Consider the following 17779-nt stretch of genomic DNA (forward strand, 5'->3'; position numbering starts at 1 on the left):
CACCGATTCACGACCTCAACGATATTAGCAGCCACGCATGATTAGGAGCCACTCATGACCATCCCGGCCGAACTCAAATACACCGAATCCCATGAGTGGATTCGCAAGGAAGACGACGGCACGCTCACCGTCGGCATCACCGACCACGCGCAGGAAGCACTGGGCGACGTCGTGTTCCTCGAACTTCCGGAAGCCGGCAAGCAGGTCGAGGCCGGCGACGCGATCGCCGTGATCGAGTCAGTCAAGGCGGCCTCCGACATCTATGCGCCGGTTGCCGGCGAGATCGTCGAGTCCAATGACGCGCTGACCAGTGCGCCGGACCAGGTCAACGGCGCGCCGTACGAGTCCTGGTTGTTCCGTATCAAGCCCGCGGACGCCGCCGCGATGGACGCATTGCTCGACGCGGCCGCGTATGGCCAGGCGATCGGCGCCTGATTGACCCCAACGGGTCCACGCCGACCCCGCGCGTCGCGGCGGCGTGGACCGACAGGATTTTGATATGAAGCCAGAGCACCCGGATCACCTGATGAATCGCGCCCACCGTCCCACGCTCGCCGAGCTTGAACGACACGACGCTTTCGCCGAACGTCACATCGGGCCTAGCGCCGACGATCAACGGCAGATGCTGGCGGTGCTCGGCTTCGATCACCGCGACGCGCTGATCGACGCGGTGATTCCGCCGAGCATCCGGCGTCGTGACAGCCTGCCCCTTGGCGAATTCACCGCGCCGCGCAGCGAGGCCGAAGCGCTCGCGCGACTGCGCGAACTGGCGTGCCAAAATGAAGTGTTCCGCAGCTACATCGGCCAGGGCTACTATGGCACACATACGCCCGCGGTGATCCTGCGCAACGTGCTCGAGAACCCGGCCTGGTACACCGCCTATACACCGTACCAACCTGAAATCTCGCAAGGCCGGCTTGAGGCGCTGCTCAATTTCCAGCAGATGGTGATCGACCTGACTGGGCTGGACACCGCCAATGCGTCGCTGCTCGACGAAGGCACGGCGGCGGCCGAGGCCATGACGCTGCTGCAGCGCGTGGGCAAGTCGCGCTCGAATGTGTTCTACGTGGCCGACGACGTGCTACCGCAGACGATTGAGGTGATCCGCACGCGCGCACAACCGGTGGGCATCGACATGCGGGTCGGCCCTGCCGCGGCGGCGGCGCAAGCCGGCGCGTTCGGCGTGTTGCTGCAGTATCCGGGCGTCAACGGCGACGTGCGTGACTATCGCGACCTGGCTGCCGCGATCCATGAGGCCGGCGCGCACGTGGTGGCCGCCGCCGATCTGTTGGCGCTCACGCTGTTGACGCCGCCTGGCGAATGGGGCGCGGATGTTGCGGTGGGCACTTCGCAGCGCTTTGGCGTGCCGCTCGCGTTCGGCGGCCCGCACGCCGCGTATCTTGCCGTGCGTGATGCGTTCAAGCGGCAGATGCCGGGGCGGCTCGTCGGCGTGAGCGTCGATGCACAAGGTCAGCCCGCGTTGCGGCTGGCATTGCAAACCCGTGAGCAACATATCCGTCGCGAAAAGGCGACCTCGAACGTGTGCACCGCGCAGGCATTGCTGGCCATCATGGCCAGCATGTACGCGGTCTACCACGGTCCGCGAGGCCTGCGGCAGATCGCCGAGCGCGTGCACCGCATCGCGGCGATTTTGGCGGCCGGCGTGCGGCAGTTCGGCTACACGCTCGCCAATAACACGTTCTTCGACACGCTGACGATCGAGTCAGGCACGCGCACCGAAGCGCTGCACGAAGCGGCGCGCGCGCGGCGAATCAACCTGCGCCGGATCGACGGCGCACGCGTGGGCGTGTCGGTCGATGAGACGACGACGCGTTCGGACCTGGCTGATTTGCTTGCGCTGTTCGCCGAAACAGCCGGCACGACGCCCGCACTCGCTGGTGTGCAGCCGGGCACCGTGCCCGCGCAAGCCGGCGCGCCGACGTTGGACATCAGCGCGCTGGACGCCAGCGTCGAAGACGCGCTGCCTGCCGCATTGCTGCGTCGCAGTGCGTACCTGACACATCCGGTGTTCAACCGCCACCACTCCGAGACGGAAATGCTGCGCTACCTGCGCCAGCTCGCCGACAAGGACCTTGCACTGGATCGCGCGATGATCCCGCTCGGTTCGTGCACGATGAAACTGAATGCCACGTCGGAGATGCTGCCCGTCACGTGGCCTGAGTTCGCGCAGATTCATCCGTTTGCGCCCGCGTCGCAAACCGTCGGCTATCGCAAGATGATCGAGCAACTCGAGCAGATGCTGGTGGCGTGCACCGGCTATGCCGCGGTATCACTGCAACCGAATGCCGGCTCACAGGGCGAGTACGCCGGATTGCTGATCATCCACGCGTACCACGCGGCGCGCGGCGAAGGCCATCGCAACGTTTGCTTGATCCCGGCTTCCGCGCACGGCACCAATCCGGCATCCGCCCAGATGGCCGGCATGCAAGTCGTGGTCGTCGCGTGCGATGCGCAGGGCAATGTCGACGTCGAGGACCTGAAGGCCCAGGCCGCGCGCCATGCAGATAAGCTGGCGGCGATCATGATCACGTACCCGTCCACGCATGGCGTGTTCGAGCAAAACGTGCGAGAGATTGGCGAGATTGTCCACGCGCATGGGGGCCAGGTGTATGTTGACGGCGCGAACATGAACGCGATGGTGGGCCTGAGCGCTCCGGGTCAATTCGGCGGCGACGTGTCGCACCTGAACCTGCACAAGACCTTTTGCATCCCGCACGGCGGCGGCGGCCCAGGCGTCGGCCCCGTCGCGGTGGCCGCCCACCTGGCGCGCTTCCTGCCGAACCAGCGCTCGATCGGCTACGTGCGCGAAGGCGCGGCGACGCCAGCCGGCAATCCGGACGGGATCGGCGCGGTCTCGTCGGCGCCGTACGGTTCAGCCGCCATCCTGCCGATTTCGTGGATGTACATTGCGATGATGGGTGCGTGCGGCCTCAAGTCGGCGACCGAGACGGCGATCCTGAACGCAAACTACATCGCCAAGCGCCTCGCGCCACACTACCCGGTGCTGTATTCAGGGGCCGGCGGGCTGGTTGCACATGAATGCATCCTGGACTTGCGGCCGATCAAGGACGCAAGCGGCGTGACCGTTGACGACGTCGCCAAGCGGCTGATTGACTACGGTTTCCACGCACCGACGATGAGCTTCCCGGTGCCCGGTACGTTGATGATCGAGCCGACCGAGTCGGAATCGAAAGCGGAGCTGGACCGTTTTATCGACGCGATGATCGCGATCCGCGATGAAATTCGCGCGATCGAGCAAGGCCACGCTGATCGAGACGACAACCCACTCAAGCATGCACCGCATACGGCCGCGGTCATTGGCGCTGATACATGGCCTCATGCCTACGGACGCGAGCAGGCTGCGTATCCGGTCCCATCGCTGGTGACTGACAAGTACTGGCCGCCCGTGGGCCGCGCCGACAACGCGTACGGCGATCGCAATCTGTTTTGCTCGTGCGTGCCGGTCTCCGACTATGTGTAGCGTGGCACTGCCATGCTAGCGTCGAACGGATCCACGCTGTCAGATAAATATGGCATTTTAATCCACGGTAAAAAGTGGCAGCTTGCGCCCTCGTCCAGCATGGCCATGCAACGGAGTGCGCCTTCGGTTCTGCGCGATGGCGCGAAGCAGCCGTACGATGACGTAGTACGCGAAGTGCTGATGGATAACTACGCAGCGGGTCGGTGACAATACTGCATGTCACCGACCAAAGTATGCTGCCACAAAAGCGCCGTGACAAATCCGCGGTGCAATAGCAGTGCAACGTACGGAACCGTATCGTTTGCGTGAGATCTCCGCGAAGAAAGGCTAACATTTCGATTTGGCCGAAGCCGAAAGTGGAGTCCCAAATGATGGACACGTTCCGACCCGATCCAACACGCCGCTGCGCTGCGGTACGAGGCTCGGCGACTGCAGCCGGGCCAGTGCCGATGCGCACCGGCACGCGCGCCGCGGTCCATTGCACGGCAATCTTGGTGGCCATGCTGGCGGGTCTGCTCGGGTGGTCCAGCACGACCCCGGCGCACGCGGCCATGAACTTCTGCGCGGCCCCCGCGCTGCAAAGCGGCGAACGAACCGACGCTGACCCTGGCGAGCGGGCACTGGTGCAGGACGCGTTCGCACGGCTGAACGATGCGCCGCGCGCGGTCGCCCGGTTGCATACTGAGGGTACGCTGCCGCATCAAGGCATCCATGACCGTAGTGCTGAAGCAAAACAGGATTTTGATTGGATGCGCAACGCCGCGCTCGCGTGGCGCGCAACCGGCGACCAGCGCTTTTTGCGTTATGTCGCGCGCCTGCTCGACGCCTGGGTCACGACTTACCAGCCAAGCTTCAATCCGATCGACGAGACGAAACTGGATGGCTTGATTCTCGCGTATGACCTGACCGCCAGCGCACTGCCGGTCAAGACGCGCAACGCGACGATCGCATTCCTGCGCAGACTGGCGAGCGGCTATGTCGAGCGCATCGACAGCCAGCCCCGGCCGCTCCAGCATACGTTCGCGAACAACTGGCAGAGCCATCGCGTCAAGCTGATCGCGATGGCCGCGTTCACGCTGGATGATCGCAAGTTGATCGATGCCGCGCAGCGGTTGTTCGTCGAACAGGTCGGCACCAACATCGCCCTAGATAGCACAACACGGGATTTTGACGAGCGCGACGCGCTGCACTACGTGACCTATGATTTGCAGCCGTTGGTGATGGCCGCGCTGGCCGCGCGCCGGCACAACCGCAACTGGCTGCGCGAGCGCAGCGCCTACGGTGCAACGCTGGAGCGCGCGCTCGATTGGCTCGTCCCATATGCACTCGGCCGCACAAGCCATCAGGAGTTCGTCCACAGCCGCGTGCCGTTCGATGAAACACGCCGCGCCGCCGGATTGCGCGGCTTCAGTGGCGCGTGGGACCCTAGCCGCGCGACAGAGCTGTTTCATCTCGCCGCGCGGCTAAATGGGCGGTACCAGCCCGTGGCACTGCACCTGGCGCCCGTGCCACCGCCGTGGCTCGCCGTATGTCTGCCGCTGCCCGCGCGCTCGAGTGAGCGATAAAACGACGCGAGCGCAACATCGATATTGCAACCGCCTACCCCGCTGGTCCGACCGCGGGCGTGGCGTGACACTTCTGGAGTCGCCATGGCCGTCAGCGTACTCGACTTGTTCAAGATTGGCATTGGCCCGTCAAGCTCGCACACGGTCGGCCCGATGCGCGCCGCACTACTGTTCGCGCAAGGCCTGCAGCGCGACCACTTGCTGTCGGCCACTGCATCGGTCAAGGTCGAACTCTATGGCTCGCTCGGCGCGACCGGCAAGGGCCATGGCACCGACCGTGGCGTCATGCTCGGCCTGCTTGGCGAGGCGCCGGACACCGTGCAGGCCGAGACGATCGCAGACAAGCTCGAACACGTCACCTCGTCGCGCACGCTTGCACTGCTCGGCACGCATCCGGTCCCGTTCCTGCCGAAAGAGCACATCGTGTTCTACCGGCAGGCGTTGCCCGAGCATCCGAACGGCCTAAAGCTGCGGGCGCTCGACGCCACCGGCAGCGTGCTGCGCGAGTCGACCTATCTGTCCGTGGGAGGCGGCTTCGTGGTCACGGCCGGTGCGTCCAACACACGCGTGCTCCATGCACACGAGCAGCTACCACACCCGTTCTCAACCGGCAGCGAGCTGTTGCAGCGATGTACACAGACTGGGTGCACCATCGCGCAACTGATGTTCGAGAACGAGCGGGTATGGCGCAGCGACGACGCGATCCGTGCCGATCTGCTGCGTATCTGGCATGTGATGCAGTCATGCGTCGCGCGCGGTTGTGGCATCGGCAATCCTGCTGCGGACGGCAACCTGCCGGGCCCGTTCCAGGTGCGCCGGCGGGCGCCGCAGTTGTATCGCGACCTGTCGGGCAAGCCCGAGATGGCATTGCGCGATCCGCTGTCGATGGTGGATTGGATCAATTTGTACGCGATCGCGGTCAACGAGGAAAACGCAGCCGGGGCCCGCGTGGTGACAGCGCCAACGAACGGCGCAGCCGGCATCATCCCAGCCGTGCTGCATTACTACACGCGGTTCGTGCCTGGTGCAAACGACGCGGGCGTCATCGATTTTCTGTTGACCGCCGGCGCGATCGGCATCCTGTACAAGCTCAATGCATCGATCTCCGGTGCCGAGGTCGGTTGCCAGGGCGAGGTCGGGGTCGCCTGCTCGATGGCGGCCGGCGCGCTGGCTGCGGTCATGGGGGCCACGCCCGCGCAAGTCGAGAATGCAGCAGAGATCGGCATGGAGCACAACCTGGGATTGACCTGCGACCCGGTGGGCGGCATGGTGCAAATCCCCTGCATCGAGCGCAATGCGATGGCATCGGTCAAGGCCGTCAATGCCGCGCGGATGGCGCTGCGCGGCGACGGCTCGCACTACGTGTCGCTCGATTCGGTAATCAAGACGATGCGCGAGACCGGCGCCGACATGAAAACGAAGTACAAGGAGACGTCCCGCGGCGGCCTCGCCGTGAACATCGTCGAGTGCTGACGGTACGCGGATAAATCGCGCCACGGCAAGTTCGACCCGCCCACCCGAGTCATTTACGCACGAGCGCTCGGCTGAGACTTACTTACCGCCCACGCTTTGCAGCGGGGTCCATTGGCCGTTGACGACCTTGTACAGCGTAATGCCACCGTGCTTTATGTCGCCCTTCGCGTCATACGCGACGTGCTTAGCCGTGACGCCCGACATATCAGTCCTCGCCAGCGCCGGCAGGTACTTCGCCGGATCGGTCGAGTTGGCCTTTTTCATCGCTTCGAACAGGGCCATCGCGCCATCGTACGCATACGGCGAATAGGTCTGTACCTCTTCGCCAAAACGCTTCTTGTACTTCGCGACGTAGTCCTTGCCACCTGGCATTTCTTCCAGCGGCAGGCCCGCCAGTGACGCAATCGTGCCGTTGGCGGCGTCACCCGCGAGCTTCAGGAACGTGTCGGTCTTGACCATTTCGCCGGCCATTAGCGGCGCCTTGATGCCCAGCGCCTTCATTTGCTTGGCCATCGGGCCGGCTTGCGCGTCCGCGCCGCCGTAGTAGACCAGCTCTGGCGTCATCGACTTCACCTTGGTCAGGATCGCCTTAAAGTCGATCGCTTTGTCGTTCGTGTACTCGCGGCCAAGAATTTTCGCGCCCGAGGCCTTCGCGGCCTTCTCGAACTGATCAGCCAGGCCCTGGCCATACGCAGTTCGGTCATCGATAATCACAACCTTCTTGAGTTTCAGCGTCTTCGCCGCGAACGTGCCAGCCACCGAGCCTTGCTGCGTATCGGAAGTCATCATCCGGAACGTCGTTTTATAGCCCTGTTGCGTGTATTCCGCCGCGGTTGCCATCGCGATCTGCGCAATCCCGGCGTTCGCATAGATGCGCGATGCAGGTATCGTCGTCCCCGAATTGAAATGGCCGAGCATGCCTTTGATACCGTCGTCGACGAGCTTTTGCGCAACGGTCGTGCCGGTACGCGGGTCGGCCTGGTCATCGCCGGTATCCAGCACGATTTGCACCGGCTTGCCGCCGATCACCGGCTTGGTCGCGTTGAAGTCCTCGATCGCAAGCACAATGCCGTTCTGCATGTCCTTGCCATAGTGTGCTTGGGCGCCGGTCATCGGTGCGGCAAAGCCCACCTTCACCTGCTCTGCTTGCTGCGCTTGCGCTACGCTCCCCGCGACCGACAAGACGGCGAACAACGTCGCGCCCGTCAGCTTTTTCATCATGTGCTCCATCGAGACATCTCCTGTTGGCTTTAAGGGTGAGGCGCCGCCCGGAGTCCGCCGTGCCCCGCCTCGCTTCGTGCCAAGCGACCAAATGGTGTTCAGCCGATTGTCATCAAACTGGCATTACCGCCCGCGGCGGCCGTGTTGACGCTCACCGAGCGCTCAGTCAACAACCGCTCAAGCGCATAGTCGTCGCCGCAGGCACCCTCGTCGAACGCGCCGGCCGCCACGCTCTGCACGCTGACAATCGGGCCGCCGCGCGCGGCGATCTGCCGTACCAGCGATCGTAGCGCATCGCTGTCGCCCTCGAACAGCACAGCATCATACTCGACGCCGAGGTCGCCGTCGCGGCTCACCGCTGCGTGGCTGCGCAACGCGGCCGGCAGCGCACCAACCAGTTGCTCGCCGCTCGCGCCGATGAACAGCGCGCGGTTGCCGGTGGCCAGCACCGCCGCCAGCTGTGCGCGTGCGCCGCTGGCCGTCGACGCGATGCATAATACCGTGCCACGTGCGCTGAGCCCATAGGTGTTGCGTTCCCCGGTCGGGCCCGACAGCGCGGCCGAGGCGCCGGCGAGCACCTGGCTCAAGTAGCCATCGCAACGGGCAGCGAGCTGGGCATCGCGCTCGCCGATCAACCAGTCGCGATACGCCGTGAGCGCCGCCGGTCCGCCGTCGGCCGGCCTCTTCTTGCTCAGCGATCTGGCCAACGACGCGGGTATGCCATTGGGACGCTTGGCCAGCAGCCGCTGCAGGTACAGCGGTCCGCCCGCCTTCGGCCCCGTACCCGAGAGCCCTTCTCCGCCAAACGGCTGCACACCGACCACCGCGCCGATCACGTTGCGGTTCACATAGATATTGCCCACACGCGCGCGTTTGATGACGTAGCCAATCGTCTCGTCGAGCCGCGTGTGGATCCCCAGTGTCAGCCCATAGCCGGTCGCATGGATGGCCTCTAGCAGCGATTCCAGCGCATGGCGGCGGTAGCGCACCACATGCAGCACCGGCCCGAATACCTCGCGCGCCAGCTCATCGATGCTGTCGATCTCAATCAGTGTCGGCGGCACGAACGTGCCCTGCTGACAGCCGGGCGGCAGCGGCAATTGGAACACCTTGCGACCCTTATCGCGCATCGCCGCGATATGCGCTTCGATGCCGCGCTTGGCTTCGGCATCGATGACCGGGCCGACATCGGTGGATAAACGATCTGGATTGCCAATCGACAATTCGCGCATGGCGCCGATTAGCATCTGCAACGTGCGCTGCGCCACGTCATCCTGCAGGCACAGCACGCGTAGCGCCGAACAACGCTGGCCGGCTGAGTCGAACGCCGACTGCAGCACGTCCGCGACGACCTGCTCGGCCAGCGCCGACGAATCGACGATCATCGCATTCTGGCCGCCGGTCTCGGCGATCAGCGGAATCGGCTTACCGTCTGGATCCAGCCGTTCAGATAGCGTACGGTTGATGAGGCGTGCGACCTCGGTGGAGCCGGTGAACATCACGCCACGGATACGCGGATCGGCGACCAGCGCAGCACCCACCGTCTCCCCGTCGCCGGGCAGCAATTGCACGGCGCCAGTTGGAACGCCAGCCTCGTGCAGGATGCGCACCGCCTGCGCGGCAATCAGCGGCGTCTGCTCGGCGGGTTTTGCCAGCACCGTATTGCCGGCGGCCAGTGCCGCCGCGACCTGGCCCATGAAGATCGCTAGCGGAAAGTTCCATGGACTGATACAGACGATCGGCCCGAGCGGATAGTGCGTGTCGTTGGAAAACTCGCCGCGGATCTGGCTCGAGTAGTAGCGCAGGAAATCAATCGCCTCGCGGATCTCGGCAATTGCATTCGGCAGCGACTTGCCCGCTTCGCGCACCACCAGCCCCATCAGCGTATGGCTCTGCGCTTCAAGCAGGTCGGCGGCGTGGGCTAGACAGTCGGCGCGCGCCTGCACGGGCGTGGCCTGCCAGATCGGCGCGGTGGCGAGCGCATGAGCGAGCGCGGCTTGCACGTGCTCTGCTGTCGCGTCCATCACCGTGCCGACCACGTCGCGATGATCGGCCGGGTTGCGCACCTCACGCGGCGTGCCGCTCACCACCTCGCCGGGCGGCGACGTCGGCGCGGCATGCCACATCACGTTAGTGCTCGCAAGTAATGTCGACGACAGTGATGCGAGGCGATGCTCATTGGACAGGTCCAGCCCCATTGAGTTGGCCCGTTCGCTGCCATACAGCGCGCGCGGCAACGGGATCTTGGGATGCGGCGCACCAAGTGGCACGATCCGCGATGCCTCGTCGACAGGATCCGCCACCAGCTCGGCCACCGGCACCGACTCATCGGCAATCCGGTTCACGAACGATGTGTTCGCACCGTTCTCCAGCAGTCGGCGCACTAGGTACGCGAGCAGTGTCTCATGGGTGCCGACCGGTGCGTACACGCGGCATGGACGATTGAGCTTGTTGCGACCGGTCACTTCCTCGTACAGCGGTTCACCCATCCCGTGCAGGCACTGGAATTCGTACTGGCCCGGATAATAGTTCTGGCCTGCCAAATGGTAGATCGCCGACAACGTGTGGGCGTTGTGCGTGGCGAATTGAGGGTACACCGCATCGGGCACGCCCAGCAGTTTCTTTGCACACGCGAGATAGGACACGTCGGTGTAGATTTTGCGGGTGTAGACAGGGTAGCCTTCGAGCCCCTCCACCTGCGCCCGCTTGATCTCGCTGTCCCAGTACGCGCCCTTGACCAGCCGCACCATCAAGCGATGTCGGCTACGGCGGGCCAGATCAATCAAATAGTCAATCACGAACGGACAGCGCTTCTGGTACGCCTGCACGACAAAGCCAATGCCGTTCCAGCCGGCCAGCTCCGGATCAAAGCACAATGCCTCGAGCAAATCCAGCGAGATCTCTAGCCGGTCCGCTTCCTCCGCATCGATGTTCAGGCCGATGTCGTAGCGGCGCGCTAGGCGCGCCAGCGCTCGTACCCGCGGCAGCAACTCGCTCATTACGCGCTCGTACTGCGCACGCGAGTATCGCGCATGCAACGCCGACAGCTTGATCGAGATCCCCGGTCCGTCGTAGATGCCGCGACCGCTGGCGGCCTTGCTAATCGCGTGGATTGCCTGCTCGTACAATGCATAGTAGTGCTGAGCGTCTTCCTCGGTCGTTGCCGCCTCGCCGAGCATGTCATACGAATAGCGGAAGCCGCGCGCCTCGTATTTCCGGCTGTTCGCCAGCGCCTCGGAAATCGTCTCGCCGGTGACGAATTGCTCGCCCATCAACCGGATTGCCCTATCCACGCCCTTGCGGATCAACGGCTCGCCGCCCTTGCCGATCATCCGCATGAGTGCGCGCGACAGGCCCGCCTCGCTGTTGATCGCAACCAGCTTGCCCGTGATCATCAGGCCCCATGTCGCGGCGTTGACGAACAGTGACGAGGCATGGCCGATGTGCGACTTCCAGTCGCCCTGGCTGATCTTGTCACGGATCAGCGCATCGCGCGTGGCCCGGTCTGGAATCCGCAGCAGCGCCTCGGCCAGACACATCAGCGCGACGCCTTCCTGGCTCGACAGCGAGAACGCATGGATCAAACCTTCGACGCCACCGCCGGTACGCTTGGCGCGCAGCGCGTCAACCAAGCGCGTGGCGAGTCCCTGCACGTCGCTGGCCAGCGGCGGCGCCAGCCGCGCCTGCTTAATGAGGAACGGCACACACTCTGGCTCCGGACGCCGATAGGCCGCGGTGATCGCCGCACGCAGTACCGACTGCGGTTGCACGTTCTGCGCAAGTTCCAGGAACGGGTGTGGCGCGTCGTCGTTCGGTTCGCTGCCCGACTCGCCGACATCGGCTACCTCATGAGACAGCGACAACTCGGGGGGCAGCGTACCGTGCTCGATTTTCTCTAGGTACGCGAAAATTGCCTGCTTGATCAGCCAGTGCGGCGTGCGCTCCAGACGCAGGGCCGCTTCTTTGAGTCGGGTCCGCAGCAAATCGTCGACCTTAACGCCAAGGGTGGTACTAGCCATGATTCCTTTATCGGCGCCGCCGCCGGACCACTCGAAAAAAATCTGGCTGATCGTACTGCGTACATTAAAAAGGTGCAATCTTTTCCGGCTGACGGTTACGCCGCCATAAATTGTTTATTTACAAGGGCTTAAGAAGTTTCGCCCGCAACGAAATCAAGCGGCTGGGCGTCGGTGTTTTCCCTAGTCATCGGAGCGGGGCAGTGCGCCGTTATCAAGAGGGAGGACGCAGCAAGAGACGGGGCAAGCGCATCGCACCCGTCGCGCGGCGGCACGAGTCAATCGTCGGGCCGGTGTCGGCGGCTATCGGCCACGCCAGGACCGAAGCAAGAACGGAATACGGAGAAACCTGCCATGGTGTGCTCGAGACTTTTTGCGTCGGCGTCGCGGTACCGGCAATCGGCACAATTGCCCTACACCCGCATCGGCTCGCTGGCGGACACGCCGCTGCGGCGCTCGCCCGTCACCGGGGAACGCATTGGCCGGAATCCGCCCAGTAGCTATCGTACACGTGCGCTGGCAGCACGCAGCCGGCTACTGCGTTGACGGTGCCGCTCGTCCCTGTCTTTCGGCTCGGCCTTTCCGTTTCGATTTCGGGCTTTCCGCTCCGATCGCTTCTTGCAGGTGCCGTTGGTGCTGCCGCGCGATCCGGCCCAGTCAAACTGCGGCGTGCTGTAGTAGCCCAACGTCTTCGGACAGGTCAAGTGTCGGCCTTTTTTGGCCTGAGCCAGCGACGTGAACTATGGCAGCCGACGTGTGATCCAGACGCTGTGCAAGCAAGGGCTACGCATCAGTCGTTACCGAAATCAGTCAGTGATGGGGCGCTTTTTTCTGAAACTGACGACCGCGGGCTCTATTGCATTCATGCGATAGCACGAGAGTCGCTCACCGAATATCTCTGGCAGCATACGGCTTCGCCTTCTTGCCCTGCAAGTCATTCCGATGCTCGACCAGCCAGGGCTCCGGTTCCGCAAGGCTCAGCCACTTCAACTGCACTGGAGAAGACTTAAACTGCGGCTGTTGGCTGACAGGATCGCGAGCATAGGTCGTGTGCTGATTGGCCGCTTGATGGCCTTTGCCGAAATGGAAGGGAATAAACAACTCTCCGGGCCGCACCGTGTCGACGACCATCGCCGGCCCTTCCCATCGCCCGCGCATCGACGACACCTCCACCCAATCTCCCAGGTTAATGCCCAGCCGTTGCGCATCATCGGGATGGATTTCGACATAGGCATTTGGCACACGCCGATGCAGCGCTTCAGAACGTTCGGTCTTGGTTCGCGTGTGGAAATGGTAGACAACACGCCCCGTCGACAGGACGAAGGGGTAGGCCTCGCTTGGCGGATTGGGCGGCCGGCGCCATTGCGCTGGCCGCAGGAAGGCGCGGCCATTGGGATCGATGGCCTCGTATTCCGCGCGCGTGTGCTTGCTGCCGGTTAGAAAATCGGCGCCGTAGCTTTCACAGTCGTCAATCCCGGTCCAAAAATGCAGATCTTCGTATAGCCGCTCGCAGCCCTCCGGGTGCTGTTCGTTGCAGGGCCAGCGCACGCCGCCCTTCTTTAGCAACAGCTCGTAGGTCATTCCGGAGTAATCGCACGGCCGGCCCTTGGACACGCGGCGCCACTCGTCAAACGCCTCTGGTGGCTCCCGGTAGCCGATTAGCGGTTGACCGTCCCGATCCTTGAAGCCGAGACGGTGTGCGACCTCGACGAAGATTTCGAGGTCGGTGCGGGCCTGCCCTGGCGGCTCGACGGCCTTGCATAATAGATTGACGGTGCGGTCAGCATTTGTCACGCAGCCAGTCTTTTCGCCCCACATGGCCACGGGAAAGTAAATGTCGGCCAAAGCAACCGTGTCAGCGTCGACAAAAGGGTCCTGTACGACCACGAACAACTGCTCCAGGATACGCCGCGTACGATTCTGGTCAGGCAAACTGACAATAGGATTAGTGCCGATCACCCACAGGAATTCAATCTCCCCGCGCTCGGCGGTTTCGAGCATCGTGACGATGTCTTTCGGTACCTCAGGGTGGAACGTGACGGGGTCGAGGTTCCAGCGTTCGGCCAGCTCCCGCATATGGGCGAGGTTGTGGGGATTGCGATAGCCGGGGTAGGAGCCATCCGCCCCCGCTTCCCGGTTCGACATGGCAGAGGGTTGTCCCGCCATTAACAAAGGGCCTGCGCCGCGCTTGCCGATGGCACCGCGCAGCAGGTGCACGCTGTTGACCAGTGAAGACGATGCGGTCGCCTCCACAGCCTGATAAAACCCCTGCAGCACGGTAGAAACCATGCGATCTGTACTGCCTATCCATTGCGCCGCCGCCTCCAGCGCGGCGATCTCAATACCACAGATGTCGGCCACGCGTTCCGGCGAATATTCGGCCACGACCGACTGCATCGGCTCGAAACCAACCGTGTGCTTGCGCACAAAATCGAGGTTAACCGCGCCGTTCCGAATTAGTAGGTGGATCAGCCCGTTCATCAGCGCCACGTTGGTACCAATCCGGATCTGTAAATGGAGGTCCGCTCCCTGACGCACAGTCGGACTCTTGCGCGGATCCACTACAATGATACGGCCCTGGTTGCGTTGTTTTGCCGCTAGCATCCGCTCCCACAACACCGTTTGAGCCTCGGCAACATTGTGGCCATAGAGGCATAGGAGTTCTGCCTCATCAATGTCGACGTAGGAAGCAGCAGGACCATCGGCGCCAAAATTGGCCATCAGCCCAGTAGCCGAAGTCGCTGTGCACAGCCGCGTGTTGCCATCGATGTTTGACGACTGCAGGCCGCCTCGCCAAAGCTTACCCAGGGTATAGAACTCCTCCAAGGTCAACTGTCCGGAATTGTAGCACGCAAGATTCTCATGGCTCTGTTGCCGCGCATCTTGGAACTTTTGCATAAAGAAGTCTAGCGCCTCGTCCCAACTCACCGGCTCTAGAGGCGCCCCCTTAGCACGCCGGATCATCGGTTGCCGCCCGCGTCGGGGACTGTCGTTCGCCACCCAGGCATGCTTGCCCTTGGGGCCAAGGTGCCCAAAATTCACCGGATGGTCTAGCTTCCCGCGAACACCCACGATGCGCTCGTCCTTGACAGCGATTTCCAGACCGCAGCCATTAGAGCAAAGTATGCAGGCGGAATGAACCCACCGATCAGGTTCACCGAGACAGCCGATATTTTGATCCTGACGGGGCTCCATGCTCGCTCTCCCTAAACATTTCTTTTGGAAGAGCAACCGGTATTCCCACGTAACGCAACAACACGGTCAGCGTCCGAATCGTCACAGTTACCTCCCACCCCGTCGGAGTGTCCTGCCTTCAGCACAAATAGGGCCAGTCGGCGCCTAAAGTTCCAAACAATGCCTGGTATTCATCGCTTGCGTACTGACTGCCACGGTCTGAATGCGGGGCCGCCCCGGCGGCCGGCGCTGCGGCAGCGCCATGGTGAAAGCCGACATGGCTAGCCTAACAGGGTGGGCGCCATCGACCTACCCACCACTTTGCGGCAGTAAAATCCAATACGATCGCCAGATATAGCCAGCCCTGCACCGTACGGATGGACGTGATGTTCGAAAGATAGGGCGTCAAGCCATACGCGCTCAGATATCCAGCGGATCGACTTCCACATTCCAGCGCAGCGCCCCCTTGAGTTCGCGCAACCGCGGCACCCAGGCGCGCAGCGTCCGCTGCAGCGCGGCACGCGAAGCACTTTCGAGCAGCAGCTGTGCACGGTGTACGTGCATCACCTTGACGATGGTCAGCGGCACCGGATCATAGCGCGTCACGCACTCGGCGCCGGGTACCGCGTCGAGTATCGCGGCGGCCTCATTGAGAAACCGCAGCGCATCGTCCAAGCCGCGCGCTTCGGCGCGCAGCAATGCCTGGAAAACAAAGGGCGGCAGATGCGCGTCGCGCCGCTCGGCCAGTGTCGTCTCGGCAAAGCCCACGTAATCGTGGCGCACCAGCGCCGCATATAACGCGTGCCGCGCATGCCCGGTTTGGATGAGCACCTCGCCGTGGGTGCCGCCCCGCCCGGCCCGACCCGACACTTGCATCAATTGCGCGAACAGCCGTTCCCCCGCGCGAAAATCATGCGAGAACAACGCGGCGTCCGCATTCAGCACGCCGACCAGCGTGACTCGTTGAAAGTCATGTCCCTTTGCGATCATCTGCGTGCCAACCAGGATATCGACATCGCCGGCGTGCACCCCGGACAACAACGCCTGTGCACTGCCCTTGCGCCGCGTGCTATCCGCATCGATACGCAATACTCGCGCACCGGGCACCGCTGCACCAAGCACCTCCTCGATACGTTGCGTACCACGGCCGAACGGCGCCAGATCGACGTTGCCACACGCCGGGCATGCCCGCGGAATGCGGCTTTCCCCGCCGCAGTGATGGCATCGCATGCGCTGCTCGGGCTTGTGCAGCACGACATATGCGCTGCAGCGCGGGCAGCCTGCGACCCAGCCACACGCGTCGCAGGCCAGCACCGGCGCGTAGCCCCGGCGATTCAGGAACACCAGGCTTTGTTCGCCGCGCGCCACGCGCTCCTGCAACGCTTTCACGAGCGGCATCGACAACCCGTCCGCGCGATGGCGGCCCGCCTGTTTCTCCGCCTCCATGTCGATGAGCCGGACCTTGGGCAGCGCCGCGTCCGCTACCGCGCGCCGCGACAACGCCAACGTCGTGTAACGACGCTGGCACGCGTGCCACCATGTTTCGAGCGACGGCGTAGCCGAGCCGAGCACGACGGGGATGCTCAACTGCTTAGCCCGCCACACCGCCAGATCCCGTGCGGAGTAGCGCAGCCCTTCTTGCTGCTTGTAGGCGGGCTCATGTTCTTCATCAACGATAATCAGCGCCAGCCGCGGCAACGACGCGAGCACCGCCATCCGCGTACCCAGTACGATCCGCGCACCGGCGGCGTGCGCCGTCAGCCAATTGCGCGCGCGCTCGCCATCCGCCAGACCACTGTGCAAGGTCACTAAGGCGGTGGCCGGCCAATGCGAAAAACGCGCCCGGAACACCGCTTCGAATTGCGGCGTCAGGTTGATCTCCGGCACCATCACCAGCGCCTGCGCATCGGGCCGGCGGGCGAACAAGGCAGCCAAGCCGTGCAGGTACACCTCGGTTTTGCCACTGCCGGTCACGCCATGCAATACGAACGGCGCGAAGCCGCGGGCGGCGTCGATCGCCTCGACCGCCGCCCGCTGTTCAGCATTGAGCTTGGGCACCGCACACCGGTCCAGCCGCGACGATACATCGTGCCCGGCCCGCTCCGGCGGCTGCGTCGTGCCGCTCAGTCCCAGTGCCTCGACGGCGCCGCGCCATTGCACGTGGACCCATCCGTGCCCCTGCCACTGCTCGAGCGTCGCAACGGCCTTCGGATGGATCGCGCGGGCATCGTCGGCGCCCAGCGTGTCCGCCCGCAACAATGCCTGGGCGAGCCGTCGCAACGCCGTCGCGCGGGCCGGCAATGCGTCGGGCAGCCTGTCGCGTCCGGCCGTCGTCAGCCGATAGAGCGGCTCGCGCGCGAACAGCCGCGGCCAACGGGCCGCATCGCGCAACGCCTGCGGCAACGCTGGCAACGCCACTTCGCCGCGGCCGCGCTGATAGTAATCCGCCGCGAACGTGATCAATTGAAGCCAGTCTGCGTTTAGCGGCGGACAATCGATGCACGCGCTTTGGACGTCTCGCAATCGATCCGCTGGCACGTCAGTCGCATCCGCGACCTCGATGACCAGTCCCACTGTCTGCCGGCGGCCAAATGGCACTTGCACGAGCATGCCGGGCAGCGGCTGCGACGGCAGAGTCCAGCGGTAGTCGTACAGTGCCGAAAGCGGATGGTCCAGCGCGACTCGAACGTAACGAAAAAGCGTCGGTTGCATGGGTCGTGTGTCGGCGCAGCCACGGCGGTCCGAGCCAGCGCGGCAAAGCGTCACCGAGCGGAAAGACAAGGCGGCGTAAAGTTAAAGTAAAACATCGCAACCACCGCTAAACCATG

General features: G+C 63.7%; 8 protein-coding genes. 4 read left to right on the forward strand and 4 right to left on the reverse strand.

Annotation, left to right across the window (positions count from 1 at the left end):
• Positions 1 to 54 precede the first annotated feature (54 nt).
• The 4 genes from gcvH to IHE30_RS12575 all read left to right on the forward strand — a co-directional run bounded on the left by gcvH (position 55) and on the right by IHE30_RS12575 (position 6540).
• Positions 55 to 435, forward strand: a complete 381-nt coding sequence (gene gcvH, locus IHE30_RS12560; RefSeq protein ID WP_337691037.1) for a glycine cleavage system protein GcvH — start codon at positions 55 to 57, stop codon at positions 433 to 435.
• A gap of 64 nt (positions 436 to 499) precedes the next feature.
• Positions 500 to 3502 (forward strand): aminomethyl-transferring glycine dehydrogenase, encoded by a 3003-nt coding sequence (gene gcvP, locus IHE30_RS12565; RefSeq protein ID WP_337691038.1) that lies wholly within the window; start codon positions 500 to 502, stop codon positions 3500 to 3502.
• 449 nt (positions 3503 to 3951) lie between these two features.
• On the forward strand, positions 3952 to 5067 hold the full coding sequence (locus IHE30_RS12570) for an alginate lyase family protein (protein ID WP_443193670.1): 1116 nt from the start codon (positions 3952 to 3954) through the stop codon (positions 5065 to 5067).
• Positions 5068 to 5151: 84 nt separating this feature from the next.
• The gene (locus IHE30_RS12575; protein ID WP_337691039.1) at positions 5152 to 6540 is read left to right on the forward strand and encodes an L-serine ammonia-lyase; all 1389 of its coding nucleotides are present in this window, start codon (positions 5152 to 5154) and stop codon (positions 6538 to 6540) included.
• A 78-nt stretch (positions 6541 to 6618) separates the two neighbouring features.
• Here the strand turns inward: IHE30_RS12575 and IHE30_RS12580 are convergent, their stop codons facing one another.
• The 4 genes from IHE30_RS12580 to IHE30_RS12595 all read right to left on the reverse strand — a co-directional run bounded on the left by IHE30_RS12580 (position 6619) and on the right by IHE30_RS12595 (position 17663).
• Positions 6619 to 7770, reverse strand: a complete 1152-nt coding sequence (locus IHE30_RS12580; protein ID WP_337691041.1) for a branched-chain amino acid ABC transporter substrate-binding protein — start codon at positions 7768 to 7770, stop codon at positions 6619 to 6621.
• A gap of 89 nt (positions 7771 to 7859) precedes the next feature.
• The gene (gene putA / locus IHE30_RS12585; RefSeq protein ID WP_337691043.1) at positions 7860 to 11780 is read right to left on the reverse strand and encodes a trifunctional transcriptional regulator/proline dehydrogenase/L-glutamate gamma-semialdehyde dehydrogenase; all 3921 of its coding nucleotides are present in this window, start codon (positions 11778 to 11780) and stop codon (positions 7860 to 7862) included.
• A gap of 882 nt (positions 11781 to 12662) precedes the next feature.
• A complete protein-coding gene (locus tag IHE30_RS12590; protein WP_337691044.1) occupies positions 12663 to 14972 on the reverse strand; it encodes a molybdopterin oxidoreductase family protein in 2310 nt (769 codons plus the stop codon).
• 399 nt (positions 14973 to 15371) lie between these two features.
• Positions 15372 to 17663 carry a primosomal protein N' gene (locus tag IHE30_RS12595; protein ID WP_337691046.1) on the reverse strand — a complete coding sequence of 764 codons (2292 nt, stop codon included), beginning with the start codon at positions 17661 to 17663 and terminating at the stop codon, positions 15372 to 15374.
• Positions 17664 to 17779: the final 116 nt, after the last annotated feature.

It is taken from the genome of Mycetohabitans sp. B46 (assembly GCF_037389205.1).
Classification (GTDB): Bacteria; Pseudomonadota; Gammaproteobacteria; order Burkholderiales; family Burkholderiaceae; genus Mycetohabitans.